This window comes from Corynebacterium sp. BF-R-2, assembly GCF_024586525.1.
Taxonomy (GTDB): Bacteria; Actinomycetota; Actinomycetes; order Mycobacteriales; family Mycobacteriaceae; genus Corynebacterium; species Corynebacterium singulare.
On the sequence record NZ_JAMFTP010000009.1, the window covers coordinates 93,332 to 107,251 of the forward strand.

Genomic DNA, 13,920 nt, shown 5'->3' on the forward strand with positions numbered 1-13,920 from the left:
TGTCCTAGAGATAGGACACCTGTCCTGAAGGTAGGACACCTTGCTATTCTCGTGCTATGGACCCAGTGGAAATCCTCAAACACAGCGCTCTTAGTTTGAGCGATATTTCGCGGCGCACCGGGGTGTCTCGAAATACGCTCAACTTGTGGCTGCAGGGAACTACTCAGCCAAGCCTGGAAACCCTGGATAAAGTCTTATGTGTTCTCGGGTATGAAGTTTTTCTATCGGTGAGGCGCATGAGTAACGCAAGTGCTGCGACGGCGGCTCGCGTGCTTCTAGGGGAGCTCGAGGACGACTCTCCGGCAGTAATTGAATGGATAAATCGCTTCAGAAAGTGGGGGGACGTCCCAGTCGATGACGCTTCCCCTCTGCAGTTGATAGAGCGAGCAGCGTGGGCGTCCAATCCTTATGGCCGCGCAGGCGCGTGCCACTTCTTGCCTACGAACCCCATCACGCTAGCGTCTGCTGCTCAAGCCCTGGGCCAACGCTGGGCCCTGTCGGGGACGTACGCGCGTGCACATGGCCCGCGGCCGTATCCCGGTTGCGGAGGACGTCTCGGCTCGACGCTAATTTGGTGCGAAGATCCTGCTGCGATACTGCCATCACTTCCACAGAGAGTCCGCTTGAGCGCTGACCCCATTGCCGGAGGTGTAACGCTGTGTCCGGCCGCGGGAAGGGAGCTTGACAATATGAGCGTGAGCGGCGGGGTTCAGTACGCTTCCGAACTCCAAGTTGACATAGACGTGCACGCAGAACGCTATGCGGGAAGTGAAACGAAATGAGAATCGCGGCGAGCCGTGTGAGCTGGGAGAAGCGTGAGCGTCCGCAGGTACCTGAGCTAGGTACAGAGCGTGTACTCTGTCGGCTTACCCGGCAGCTGCCCGACCTCGTGTGGAATGCAGCTGCTCTGGAGGGCAACACATTCACTCTCCCTGAAGTCCGTACCTTGCTGGATGGCGTCACTGTGGGTGGCAAGGCGCTTGCGGAACAGCAACAGATTTTGGATTTGTCTCAGGCATTTAACCTGCTGCATGAACTCGTCAAAGAAGGTTCATTCGCGGTGAGTAAAACAACGAGTGACAAAATACATAATGCTGTTGCCAGGAATGAAGCACTGGATGCAGGCCTCTTCCGTGGTGAAGGAAGCGTACGTGGTGATGGCGGGGGGTGAGGCTTATGGATGGTGGCTTTGTCCCGTTTGATCCGGATGACGAACTCCGTGAAGCGCACGGTGACCTGGTGGATTCCCTTGCAGGTTTGGGTAATCCGATTGAGAGGGCGCTCGCGTACTTCTGCTCAGCGACTCGTAGTCAGTTCTATTTCGACGGCAACAAACGAACCGCGCGGCTGGTCGCCTCCGGGCTATTGATGAGCAATGGCTACGCGGCACTTAATATTCCGAATGCGAGAAGGTTGGAATTCAACCTTGCCCTCGATGAGCTGTTTCGAACCGATGACGCAACGAGCTTGATGGACTTCCTGTATGACTGCTTGATGGAGTCCTCGATACAGTAGTTTTCCTGTGGGGCTCTGGTGGAGCTGACTGCGAGGGACAGCATGTCGGGATAGGTTCGCGGCAAAGTACAAGGCCCGCTGGCGTTCATCTGTCTGAGCGCCGGCGGGCCTTGGTAGAGATGCTTTTTAGATTGTGATTGCTGGGCGCAACTTAGGGAAGCAGACGCTGCAGAGCGGAGAAGTCAACCTTCACAGCGCCGATGGACTGCAGGAAGGCAGCGATTGCGCCGAGGATAGCGGCAGCAACGCCTGCGCCCAGGAAGCCTGCGCCAGTGGCGGAGCTGGTGTCCTTCTTGCCAGCGTTGCCCTTGTTGGAATCTCCCTTGGAGTTGTCCTTGCCCTCGTCCTTGGAGTCATCCTTGTTGGCATCGTCCTCAGGGGTCTTACCAGCGTTGTCTTGATCCTCCGGCTTGTTCTGGTCCTCCGGCTTGGAGTCGTTAGCGAACCACCAGTCCTGGATGATCAGGTTGGCAACGTCGGTGTTGTCGATGTACTTGCCGCGGACCGGATCCTCACCGGTAGCCTTGGCCAGGATGTCCTCAGAGCCAGCGCCCTTGAAGAAGAACGGAACAACCTGGTTGGTGTGCTCGCCGGAGTACCACTGGTGCTGCGGAGCCTTGCCCTCTTCACCGGTCTGCGGGTTCCAGGACTCGGTCTCGTCCTTGCCGGAGAGGTAGCCGGTCTCGTGGTCAGCGGTGACGATGAGCAGGGTCTCGTCCCAGTTGGAGTTCTCCTCAACCCAAGCGATAGCAGCGTCAACAGCCTTGTTGAAGTCCTGGGTCTCTTCGATGTCGCGGCCAGTCTGGTTGGCGTGACCGGACCAGTCAATGGCGCCGCCCTCAATCATGACGGAGAAGCCCTTGTCGTTCTGGCCCAGAACGTTGAGAGCACCCTTGGTCATGGTCGGCAGGTCAACAACGTCATTCTTCGGGTCAGTGCCCGGCTCAGCAGCCTCCGGGTTACCATCACGGCCCTGCTGCAGGGTAGAGGCTACCGGTGCGAGACCGAAGTACTTCTTGTCGGCCTCAACGTTGCCTTCAGCCCACTTCTCGAAATCAGCGGTGTTCTCGGCGAACTCCCAGCCGGCAGAGCCATCACGCAGAGAGTTGAAGGACTCCTCGGAGAGGTACTTGTAGTTCGGAGCGTCAACCTTCTGAGCGTTGTCATCGAACTCCGGGTGGCCAGCGCCCATGATGACGGAGAGGTCGGAGCCGACCATCTCAGCAGCAATCTCTTTGTAGTTGTTGCGGTTCTTGTTGTGCGCAGCGAAAGCAGCCGGGGTGGCGTGGCTGAACGGAACGGAGCTGACAACACCAGCGGACTTGCCGTGGGAGATGGCCTGCTCGGAAATGTTCTTCAGGGAGTGGCCGTAGGAGGACTTGCCCAGGACACCGTTGTCCACCTTCTGACCGGTGGCCATAGCGGTACCAGCAGCAGCAGAGTCGGTGACCTTGTCCTGCTTCACGTAATCGTGGTCGGTCCAAGCCTTGGCCGGGTCATAGGAGCCGCCCTCCGGGAAAGTGGTCATGGACACGCGGTTGAAGTCCTCGAAAGCCTGAACGGACTCACCGTCGATCTCCTTGACCTCGCCGTCGAACTTGCCCTCAACCAGGTACTTGGACTGGCCGGACTCGTAGAGGTTGGTGGAGGCGATGTGGTTGTAGCCCATGCCGTCACCGATCATGTAGATGACGTTCTTCGGGCCAGCGGTTGCTGCCTGAGCGGGGGCGACGACACCAGCGGTGGCGACGGAGGCGATAGTGACAGCGGCGCAGGTACGCAGTGCGCGGGAAGAAATACGCATGTAGTGAGCTTTCTATGTGAAAAGAGCGTGCAGAGTAATAGAGATGGACTGTGGCCAACGCCTCTCTCCCTCAAGCAAGGTGGAGTATGGCAGTTTCCTGTCCGTTCGGCCCGAATCCATTGAGCACCGTTCTGACCCCGGGTGACTGACAGACGGCTGGCAGGTTAGCGTAAGGGAAATTTAAGACTAGGGTGCTGGATATCACACTTTGGGGCGGCGTCGGCAAGCGCATGGCGCGCTGTGGGTACGCAAAAACGGCGAGCCCCCTGCTGGGGCCCACCGTTGTGTGGGGTGACGGCAGCTTATGCCATCTGCAGCGTGGTCACGCAGGTACCGCCCTCGTCGGAGGTGTCCAAGGGGACCTCGCCGGTCTTGCCGTCCTTCTCGATGGTGATGGTGCCCTTCTTGTCAGCCGGCAGCCAGTAGCCAATGAAGCCGTTATCGAACGTCGTCGTGTCTTCGTTGACCAGCTCATTTCCCTCGTCATCCGTGATGGTGATGTGGATGTCTTCCTTGCTGAGCTCACCGGTGCAGGTGGTCAGGGAGTGGTTGAAGCAGTCGTGCGTAGCGGTGAGGTACGGCGCAACAGAGAGGTAGAACTTGTCCTCCGGCAGCGGTAGGGAGGCCTCGCCCTGTTCAGTAGCGAGGATGAGCTCGTTCGGGCGCACGGATGCGATGAGATCGCTATTGCGCTCGTCCTTGGACTGGCGATCCAGCTTGTCCACGATTTCCTGGCCATCCAGTCCCTCAAGGTCGAACTCGGCCTGGATCTCCTCAGCGGAGACCTGCTGGACTTCAGTGGTGGCAGCCTCGCTCTTGGAGGCCTCGGTGGGGACAGGGCTCTCGGTGGAGCAGGCGGACAGGGTGACGGCTGCGGCACAGGCGGCAGCGAGAGAGATAAAGCGTTTCATAGTTCTTTCGAATGAATCTGATTGGGTGTGGTTTAAGCCTATACCCCTCCCCCGTATCAATCAAAAGGATGAGATCAATATCATCATTCTGCTCTCACCAGGCTAGACTGTGCCTTATGTCTGATACTTCATCCCCAACGCTGCCGCCCTGCCCCGAATGTTCCTCTGAATACACCTACGAAATGCCGCCTCTCATCGTGTGCCCCGAGTGCGCGCATGAGTTCTCCGCCGACGCTGCCAGTGACTCAGCGGCGGAGGGGGCTGACCCCGTCATCGTGGACTCGGTGGGCAATGCGCTTGCCGACGGCGACACGGTCACCATCACCACTACCCTCAAGGTCAAAGGTGCCCCGAAGCCGCTCAAGGCCGGCACCAAGGTCCGCGGCATCCGCCTCAACGTTGATGCTGGCACCGGCCAGGAAGACCACAACATCGACTGCAAGATTGACGGCTTCGGCGCGATGAAGCTCAAGCCAGCCGTGGTGAAAAAGATTTAGTAGTGAAGAAGGTTTAGCGCTGACGACGAGGTAGAGTTAAACCCCGACCGTGGGCTAATGGCGTGCATTGTTCCCTGCGGCAGTTACGCTGAACTACATGATTACCGGCGCCCTCAAAAATAACGTCGACCGCATCTGGGACACCTTCTGGTCCGGCGGCATTTCCAACCCAGTCTCCGTTATCGAGCAGTTCACCTACCTGCTCTTTATCAAGGATCTCGACGAGCGCCAGGTCCAGATTGATAAGCGCCGCGCTTTGGGTGATCCGACTGCGACGGAGGACATCTTTGATGCCAGCCAGCAGGACTTGCGGTGGCGCAACCTTATTGAGGACCGCGACATCGCCCGCCGCAAGGTCACCATCATCACCAAGGTATTCCCCTTCATCAAGGAGATGGGCGGCACAGGTTTCCAGGAACACATGGCTAACGCCTCCTTCGATATCGAATCTGAAGCCACGCTCTCACGTGTCATGGAGCTCATTGACCTGCTGCGCTTTTCTAACAAGGACATGAAGGGTGACTTGTATGAGTACATGCTGGATAAGCTGTCTACCTCCGGCACCAATGGCCAGTTCCGCACCCCCAGCCACATCATCGAGCTTCTTGTCGCGCTTATGGAGCCCACGCCACAACAGCGCATCATCGACCCAGCGTGTGGCACCGCAGGCTTCCTGGTGGGTGCCAATGATTGGATTGCCCACCATCACCGCGAGGACCTGTTCAACAAAGACACGCGCACAACGTTTACCAATGAGGGTTTGACGGGCTTCGACTTTGATAAGACCATGGTGCGCATTGCCGCGATGAACATGTTCATGCACGGCTTTGAAGAGCCCAACATTTCTTACCGCGATTCGCTGCAACAGCTGCCCACAACGTTCGATGAGGCCTTCGACCTAGTCTTGGCCAACCCGCCTTTCGCAGGCAGCTTGGACAAAGACTCCATCGATCCCAAGCTCAAGTCTGTGACGACGGCCAAGAAGACCGAGCTCCTCTTTGTCCACCGCTTCCTGCAGCTACTCAAGCCGGGTGGTCGCGCCGCGGTGATTGTCCCTGAAGGTGTCCTCTTCGGCTCTACCAAGGCGCACAAAGCCCTTCGCAAAACCTTGGTTGAGGATCAGCGCCTGGACGCCGTCATCAAACTGCCCTCCGGCGTATTCAAGCCCTACTCGGGTGTGTCCACCGCCGTCCTGTGCTTTACCCGCACGGATTCCGGCGGTACTGACGAAGTGTGGTTCTATGACGTCACCGCGGATGGCTATTCCTTGGATGACAAGCGCACTCCGCTTCTTGACGCCCCTCTGCTCGGCCCCTCCCCTGCCTCACACATCCAGGACCTAAGCGATCCCGCGCTTGCCGACGCCCCCACCTCCGTCACCCTCACCGACGAACAACTCAAGCTCAACAACCTCCCAGACGTTGTGGCCCGCTGGCACGCCCGCACCACCGATGAGCGTGAGCGCGCCCGTACCGACTACTCCTTTACGGTGCCCAAGGAGGAGATCGCCCAAGCCGACTACGACCTTTCCATGAACCGCTACAAGGAGATCGTCCTCGAAGTAGAAGAAACCCGCGACCCCATGGACATCATCGCCGAAATCGAAGAACTCGACCGCGACATCGCCCAAGGCCTTGCAAACCTCAAGTCCATGCTCAGCGAAGGGAATTAGCATGGCGAGTACGGCAAAGCATGACTGGCCCATGGTGCGGTTGGGGGATGTGTGTGAGCTGAAATATGGCAAAGCTCTTAAGAAAGAGGAACGTGTCGCAGGGGAGTTTCCTGTGTTTGGCTCTGCCGGTTCGGTTGGGACCCATGTAGAAGCCAATTTTGTAGGGCCTGTCTCTGTGGTTGGCAGGAAGGGCAGCGCTGGATTCGTAGAGTGGTCTTCCGGAAACTGCTGGATTATTGATACGGCATTCGGTGTATTTCCGAAGTCTGACGAGCAGGTTGATTCTCGATGGCTGTACTGGCTACTAAAGGATTTGCGACTTGGACGGCTTCAAAAGCATGCGGCTGTTCCAGGGATCTCGAAGACGGATGTAGTTGAAGAAGAGTTTCTTCTCCCTCCCCTCAACGAGCAGCGCCGCATTGCGGCGATTTTGGATGAGGTAGATGAGGCACTGGTTAGGGTTAATCAGTCCTTGGGGGACTTGTTTCAGCTTAAGCAAGAATTGTTTACGGATTTGTTCCTAAGAAGTGAGCGGGAATCGACAATAATTGGTGAGTATCTCGAATCCGCTCAGTATGGAACTAGCGACAAGGCGAACGAGAATATCGGCATTCCAATACTTCGAATGGGGAATGTCTCTTACAACGGTGAAATTGATCTTTCAGATTTAAAATACGTTGAGCTCGACACCAAGAACCGAGAGAAGTATTCGCTGAAGACCGGTGATTTACTTTTCAATAGAACGAATAGCAAGGATTTGGTGGGGAAAACCGCTGTCGTCCCAGCGTTGGTAGGCGAGTATACGTATGCAGGCTACCTAATCAGATGTCGAGTAAACGATAAAGCCGTTCCTGAATATATCTCCGGGTTCCTTAATTCGGTTCTCGGCAAGAAGATATTGCGAAACACCGCAAAAGCAATTGTAGGAATGGCAAATATCAACGCCAACGAGTTGAAAAGGTTGCCAATTCCTAAAGCATCATTGGACGAGCAACAAGAGTACGCATCATCAACATCGCGAATCGAAGACGTTGAATCTCAGATGAAGCGCCAGAGGAAGCTTCTAGAAGAACTACAAAAATCCCTATCCACCCGCGCATTCCAAGGAGAACTCTAATGGCTGTCGAAAGATGGGAAGCCTACCTGGTATCCGTGTTGGAAGCTCTTGATGAAAATGGAGCTGAGCTCCGACGTAGGGAGCTCATCGAGACAACTGCGTCTTATGCGGGGATTACTGACGAAGAACGGCTTGAGACCATTGCGTCGGGGCAGTCGCGTTTTGAAAACCGTATTGGGTGGGCGTTGACATTCCTCAAGAAGGCGAATGCCATTACCTCGCCTGCGCGGGCGCGCTTTCAAATTACCGACTTTGGCCGTGACCTGTTGGCACGTTATCCGGAAGGGATGACGGAGAAGCAGCTGTTGGGAGAGATTGCGGGCACGGAAGCGGCACTAACGTGGCGGGGTCGGAATCGGGGACGTAAGGCTGGGGGCGAGGTTGGCGTTGATAAGCAAAGCGTCCTTCCAGGATCCGAGAGTGAGCTGGATCCGGTAGAGCAGGTGGAAACCGGTGTGTCTCGCAACAATGAGTTTGTCGCTGGCGAGCTGCTTACTCGGTTGCATGAGAATGAGCCGGCGTTCTTTGAACAGGCGGTACTGGACCTGCTCATGGCCATGGGTTACGGCGGAACACAAGGCAAGGCCACGCGCACGCAGCTATCCAATGATGGTGGCATTGACGGAATCATTGACCAAGATGCGCTGGGGCTGTCCCGTATTTACGTGCAAGCGAAACGGTATGGGCTGGACAAGAGTATTGGTCGCCCGGATATTCAGGCATTCGTGGGTGCGCTGCAGGGCGCGCAGGCGGACCGCGGGGTGTTTTTGACTACGGCGAAGTTCTCTGCGAGTGCGCAAGAGTATGCGGATGCGGTGGCGTCACGCGTCGTCTTAATTGATGGGGACAGGCTGGCGGAACTGATGATCCGCTACGGCGTGGGCGTGCAGGTCAAGCGGACTGTGGCGCTGGTTGAGGTGGATGAGGATTATTTCGAGTAAGAAGGATTCGTGTTTGCTCTTTCGTATTTTTCGAATTGCGCTACGATGATCTCATGACTGAAGTACGGAATCGCCCCCACACAACTCTCCCACCGCAAGACCTAGAGGCCATGCTCGATGTGAGTAGGTTCTTGGAACAGCTGGAGGGACCTGCTGCGTTGGTAGGGCCCGACGGACAAGCAGTAGCTCTGCCTGAAGAAGCGTTTAGCGTGTTGGCAAAGGTTGTCCACGCGATGCGGCAAGGAAAGGGCATTACGGTTGCGCCTGTAGACCAACTGCTCACAACGCAGGAAGCAGCAGATTTCCTGGGCATCAGTAGGCCGACTCTGGTGAAAAAGCTCGAGGACGGGTCAATCGCGTTCGAACGTCCTTCAGGAGGCAGGCATAGGAGAGTTCGACTCGTCGACTTACTGCAGTACCGGGATGGGCAGCGGACTGAACGCCGTAAAGCGCTGCGAGAGCTGGCGTCTGAGGCCCAAGCGGCTGGTGCCTATGACGTAGATGCTGCAGACGCGGCTGATATTGCGCAGATCCTTAAGGACGTCCGCAAGGAAGTGGCAGAGAAGGAGCGGCGTGGCTAAATTCTCGGCGCTTTTGGATGCGTGCACGCTGGTGCCGGTATCGCTCGCAGATACCTTCCTATCGTTGGCGGAAGCTGGGCTTTATCGCCCACTATGGAGCGACCGCATTCTGGAGGAAGTGAGCCTTGCGGTGGGAAGAATTCATCCGGAACTTCCTCCGGAGGCCGTTGAGAGGCGAATAGCCGTGATGCAAGATTTCTTTGATGACGCCAATGTCACCAGCTGGGAAGTGCTTGAGAGCGTTGTCGCCTTGCCAGATCCTGATGATGCGCATGTCCTGGCGGCTGCTATCCAGGGGCGGGCGGATGTCATTGTGACGTTTAACGTCAAAGACTTTCCACGCGATGAGCTCCAGCGATTTGGCATTGATGTTCAGACCCCGGATGAATTCTTGCTCAACCAATTGGACCTTGATCCGGATGAAGTCTTAGCTTGCCTTGCACGACAAGCTGGGGCACTGAAAAGTCCTCCGGTCCAGTTGAGGGAACTTCTTGACGGATTGGAGAAGTTGAAAATTCAAGGATTTACGAGCGTAGCGCGGAAATTACTATGGCGGGTGCAATAAACGTGACGCCCCGCCGGCATTCTCAATTGGAAAAGGAATAGCTGCGTGACCGAGAGGAAGATCGATGTTGTGCCACGATTTGCGCGTTCCCTAAAACCGTGATCGGCGGCTTAGGAGCTTTTCTCCCCTCGGGCAAGGTCAACTTCGCTAGCACCGAAGTTTCGGAGTGCAGCATCACAAGCGGTCTTCCCTATCCAGTAGCGAAACAACGTCGGACTTAGACGGTAGATAGCTTGTGGTGTCGGGCTCTGGAGCCGCAGTGGTCAGCGCGGAGTAAGGCGCGGGGGTGTGGCTCAAGATTCCGGCAGCTACTAGTTGCTGCACTCGGCCATCTGGGGATGAAATGGGAACAACCCGAGCAATGGGTCGATTGCGGTCGGTGATGGTCACAGTCTTTCCGGTGATTGGTGAGCTTTGGAACAGCTCGCAGTTGAACAACGGGATAGTGGTGATTTTAGTGGCGTGTGAGGAAAGAACAAGGGGGAATCGGAGCGTTTGTCCAGGGAACGGAGTGATGGTGGTAGCTAGGCCACGAGTGGTGACTTAGAATTACTGGGATCAAGACGTATCCGATGTGAAATCTTGTCCCTGGAGAACTTTATGGTGACCCCGACTCCCCCGACTGCCGGGCGCAACGCTGTGCCGGGCGAGCCAATCCGCAACACTAACTTCGGCTTTGTGCGCTATGTGTGGCCCACGGCGTATGAGGAGTGCCTAAAGGTAGAGCGGTTTGTGGATGCAGACCCGGTGATTTCCTGCTTCTACGCGCGCAAGGTGTTGGAGCGGGTAGTGAACCACATCTGGGCGTTCCGGGGTCTGGGCGATACCGGTTACCTCAGCTTGGCGGATATGACCAGGGACCGTGGCTTCCTTCAGTGCGTGAAGAACGAGACCATGCTGCGCAAGATGACCATCTTGCGCAAGAGCGGCAATGATGCCGCACACGCTGACGACATGGAAGGCAAGCAAGCGCCGGCCACCCCGCAGAAGGCGCGGGCAGTGGTAGCGCATTTGTATGACCTTATGGTGTGGGCGGTGCGGTACCACTCGGCTAAGCCGGAGAACGCGCCGGGCCCGCAGGCGGCTTTTGATACTCGCCTGCTGGGGCAAGCCGCCGCTGATGCTTCTGGTATCCACGTTGCCGGGCGTTCCCAAGCGCAGACTGCCGCCTACCTTAAGAAGCTGGCGCAGCAGGATGAGGAGCTAAAGAAAAACCGGCTGCTGCTCGATGAGGCGCAGGAAGCAGCCCGCGAGGCGGAGGAGAAGCGGCTTCGTGAGGCAGCCCAGTTCGAGCTCAAGCGGCGGAGCGCGGAGGTTCGCGCGAAGGCGGAACTTGCTGATGCGCAGGAACAAGCCGAAGCGGAGCGTGCGGCTGCACAGCAGGTAGAAGAGAAACTTGCTGCCAAAATTGCGGCCCTTGAGGCGAAGTTAGCCGAGCAGGAAGCGGCCGTAGCCGAGCGCGCCGGGGTGGGAGCACAGCCTGAAGCACCGTTGGCGATTGGTGAGGCCGAGACCCGCCGGCAGCTCATTGACCCGATGCTTGAAGCGGCAGGGTTTAGTGGTGACTCCGTCACGCGGGAGCTCAAGCTTCAGGGCATGCCCAACACGTCCGGTGTCGGCTATGCGGACTATGTCTTGTGGGATGATGATCGCACACCACTAGCCGTCATCGAGGCCAAGAAGTCCATGGAGTCCATGACCGTGGGCGCCCAGCAGGTGAAGCTGTACGCGGACTGCATTGAGCGCGAGTATGGAACACGACCCGTCATGGTGTGCACCAACGGCTATCACATCGACCTCATCGATGATGCTGCGAATCTTCCTGGTTCTGGTGCGGGCTACCCCGCCCGCGAGGTGGAGGGATTCCCCACTGCGCAACAGTTGCGCCGCATGATTGGGCGGCGCACCATGCGTGCTCTTTTGAGCAAGACGCCGGTAGACACCGAGATTGCTGGCGGCGGCGCCCGTACGTACCAGCTCGAGGCCATCCGTGCGGTGACGGAGACGTTGGAGGCGAGGAGGCGTCGCCAAGCATTGCTGGTCATGGCGACAGGAACTGGTAAGACTCGTGTGGCCGTGGCCACCGCCAAGCTGCTGCGACAGGCCGGCTGGGTGGGCAAGGTGCTGTTCCTGGCGGACCGCACTGCCCTGGTCAATCAGGCGCACAAAGCCTTTGTGAGCATGTACGCGGAGTCCACGCCCGTGAACCTCATCAAGAATCCTGAGCAGGTGGGTGATGTGTATGTCACCACCTACAACACCATGATGAATCTCATCGGGGATGACGGTGACAAGCCGGCGAGGTTCGGGCCCTTTGACTTCGACCTCATCATCGTGGATGAGGCACACCGTTCCGTATACAACCGCTTCAAGCGCATTTTGCAGTACTTCGACGCTTACGTGGTGGGGCTGACGGCGACGCCGAAGAGCGAGATTGACCATGACACGTATGCACTTTTTGAGATGGAGGATAAGACTCCATCTTTTGAGTACGGACTTGATGAGGCCGTAGCAGACGGCAACCTCGTGCCCTTTAAGACGGCGCGGCAGGACTCGCTCTTCCTGCGGCGCGGCATGGCCTATGACGAACTGTCACCCGAGGAGCGGGTGGCGTGGGACATGTCTGATTGGGGGACCGATGAGGACGGCGGGCGCTTAGATCCGCCGGGTCAGGTTTCCTCGGCGGAGATTAACCGTTACCTGTTCAACAAGGACACCATCCGCAAGGTGTTGAAAACCGTGGTGGAGAACGGGATCCGCGTGGGCGGTGACCAACTGGGCAAGACCATCATCTTCGCTCGAACCCAGCGGCACGCGGACCTCATCAAGGAAGTATTCGATGCTTCTTTCCCCGAGTATTCCCGCACTGGCGCCTCTGTCATCACCACACACACGACGTATGCGCAGTCAGCCTTGGATGAGTTCGCAGACCCAGACGGGGACGTCAACATCGCGATTTCGGTGGACATGCTGGACACCGGCGTGGATGTGCCCGAGGTAGTCAACCTTGTGTTCTTCAAGCCCATCTACTCCCCCACCAAGTTCTGGCAGATGGTGGGCCGAGGAACGCGTTTGCGCCCGGACCTCTTTGGCCCGGGGATGGACAAGACGCACTTCCTCATCTTCGATTTCTGCGGCAATGTGGACGAGTTCTACAAGGGCGAGGCCCGCGAATCGGCAACTGGGCGCCCGCGGTCGCTGTCGGAAAAGCTCTTCGATGCCCGCGTGGGCTTGCTCGCGCAGCTGGACAAGCACGATGTGGCCCCGGACCTGCGCGGCGGGCTTGCGGACTCCCTCCACTCCTCGGCGGCATCCGTGCCACTGGGCCACATCATGGTCCGCCCCAGCGACAAGGAAACCTTGCTGCGCTACCGCGAACGCTCTGCGTGGGATGAGCTAAGTGAGGAGAAGGCTGAGCAGCTGCGCCGCCATATTGCGCACTTGCCGCTAGACACGATGAAGGACTCTGAGACCGCTAAGCGCTTCGACCTGGTGGTGCTGCACCTTCAGGTGGGACTGCTTGACCACAGCCCAGATTTTGAGGCGCTGCGCCAACGCGTGGAGAGGATGGCAGGTGACCTCATGGCAGTGAGTGCCACCATCCCCATGGTGGCCGAGCGCCGTTCCTTCCTTGAACGCGTGCTGGATCCGGAGTGGTGGAACAACGTTACGGTTGAGGACTTAGAGACCATCCGCCTTGGCATGCGTTCGCTTATCCAGTTCGTGCCTAAGAGAAAGCGCAACGCCGTGACCCTCGATATCCAGGATGAGATGGGTGAGCTCACGATTGATAATGAGATGCCGGCGCAGTTGCCCGGTACTGGGTCCTACCCCTCCCAGCTGGAACAACGCCTCCGCGAGTTGCTCCAAGAACACGCCAACGACCTCGCGATGATCAAGCTGCGCAGTGCACGCACACTCAACGCAGAGGATGTTGCGGCATTGGAGGCGATGGTGGCCCAAGCAGGCGGGGGAAGCGCGGGCTCTGAAGACAGCATTGAGATTCTCCGGGAACGCATGGGTGGAGATAGCATTCCGGCCTTCATCCGGCGTTTGGTAGGCCTCGACGAGGACGCGGTCCGAGAACAATTCGCGGATCTCCTAGGTAATACGTCTTTCAGCGCCGCCCAGATTCGTTTCATCACGATGCTGGTGGACGTGCTGGTCCACAATGGCGGCGTGGCCTATGAAGAAATCTTCCAGCCGCCCTTTGATGAAGAGGGGTCTGTCATTGACATCTTCCGCAACAACACCGATGTCATCGTGGATCTGCGCAACCGTCTAGAGCAGATTGAGGCAACGGCCCGGGCTACCTAG

At 57.6% G+C, this 13,920-nt stretch carries 12 protein-coding genes; 10 read left to right on the plus strand and 2 right to left on the minus strand.

The genetic code is table 11. The features are described 5' to 3' along the window. The first annotated feature begins 56 nt into the window (after positions 1-56). From M5J09_RS13315 to M5J09_RS07830, 3 genes are read left to right on the plus strand one after another with little or no spacing between them, the layout of a single operon-like run. On the plus strand, positions 57-782 hold the full coding sequence (locus M5J09_RS13315; RefSeq protein ID WP_374982110.1) for a helix-turn-helix domain-containing protein: 726 nt from the start codon (positions 57-59) through the stop codon (positions 780-782). Positions 783-799: 17 nt separating this feature from the next. Further along, positions 800-1,171 carry a hypothetical protein gene (locus M5J09_RS07825; protein ID WP_257157493.1) on the plus strand — a complete coding sequence of 124 codons (372 nt, stop codon included), beginning with the start codon at positions 800-802 and terminating at the stop codon, positions 1,169-1,171. 5 nt (positions 1,172-1,176) lie between these two features. After that, the gene (locus tag M5J09_RS07830; RefSeq protein ID WP_257157494.1) at positions 1,177-1,515 is read left to right on the plus strand and encodes a Fic family protein; all 339 of its coding nucleotides are present in this window, start codon (positions 1,177-1,179) and stop codon (positions 1,513-1,515) included. A 151-nt stretch (positions 1,516-1,666) separates the two neighbouring features. On the opposite strand, the gene M5J09_RS07835 is transcribed toward M5J09_RS07830, so the two are convergent. Beyond that, positions 1,667-3,319, minus strand: a complete 1,653-nt coding sequence (locus M5J09_RS07835; RefSeq protein ID WP_257157495.1) for an alkaline phosphatase — start codon at positions 3,317-3,319, stop codon at positions 1,667-1,669. A 302-nt stretch (positions 3,320-3,621) separates the two neighbouring features. Further along, positions 3,622-4,230, minus strand: coding sequence for a CueP family metal-binding protein (locus M5J09_RS07840; RefSeq protein ID WP_257157496.1), 609 nt, complete (start codon positions 4,228-4,230; stop codon positions 3,622-3,624). 116 nt (positions 4,231-4,346) lie between these two features. Here M5J09_RS07840 and M5J09_RS07845 point away from each other — a divergent pair, with 116 nt between their 5' ends. The 7 genes from M5J09_RS07845 to M5J09_RS07875 all read left to right on the plus strand — a co-directional run bounded on the left by M5J09_RS07845 (position 4,347) and on the right by M5J09_RS07875 (position 13,920). Next, on the plus strand, positions 4,347-4,727 hold the full coding sequence (locus M5J09_RS07845) for a zinc ribbon domain-containing protein YjdM (protein ID WP_257157497.1): 381 nt from the start codon (positions 4,347-4,349) through the stop codon (positions 4,725-4,727). 97 nt (positions 4,728-4,824) lie between these two features. Then, positions 4,825-6,399 (plus strand): class I SAM-dependent DNA methyltransferase, encoded by a 1,575-nt coding sequence (locus tag M5J09_RS07850; protein WP_257157498.1) that lies wholly within the window; start codon positions 4,825-4,827, stop codon positions 6,397-6,399. Position 6,400: 1 nt separating this feature from the next. Continuing rightward, the gene (locus tag M5J09_RS07855; protein WP_144790521.1) at positions 6,401-7,516 is read left to right on the plus strand and encodes a restriction endonuclease subunit S; all 1,116 of its coding nucleotides are present in this window, start codon (positions 6,401-6,403) and stop codon (positions 7,514-7,516) included. Then, the gene (locus M5J09_RS07860) at positions 7,516-8,457 is read left to right on the plus strand and encodes a restriction endonuclease (RefSeq protein WP_144790519.1); all 942 of its coding nucleotides are present in this window, start codon (positions 7,516-7,518) and stop codon (positions 8,455-8,457) included. Before M5J09_RS07855 ends, M5J09_RS07860 begins: the two co-directional genes overlap by 1 nt. A gap of 53 nt (positions 8,458-8,510) precedes the next feature. Continuing rightward, complete coding sequence (locus tag M5J09_RS07865; RefSeq protein WP_144790517.1) at positions 8,511-9,038, plus strand: excisionase family DNA-binding protein; 528 nt, start codon at positions 8,511-8,513, stop codon at positions 9,036-9,038. Continuing rightward, the gene (locus M5J09_RS07870) at positions 9,031-9,603 is read left to right on the plus strand and encodes a putative toxin-antitoxin system toxin component, PIN family (protein WP_186302102.1); all 573 of its coding nucleotides are present in this window, start codon (positions 9,031-9,033) and stop codon (positions 9,601-9,603) included. Before M5J09_RS07865 ends, M5J09_RS07870 begins: the two co-directional genes overlap by 8 nt. A gap of 582 nt (positions 9,604-10,185) precedes the next feature. Continuing rightward, entirely contained in the window at positions 10,186-13,920 is a 3,735-nt protein-coding gene (locus M5J09_RS07875; protein WP_257157499.1) for a DEAD/DEAH box helicase family protein, read from the plus strand.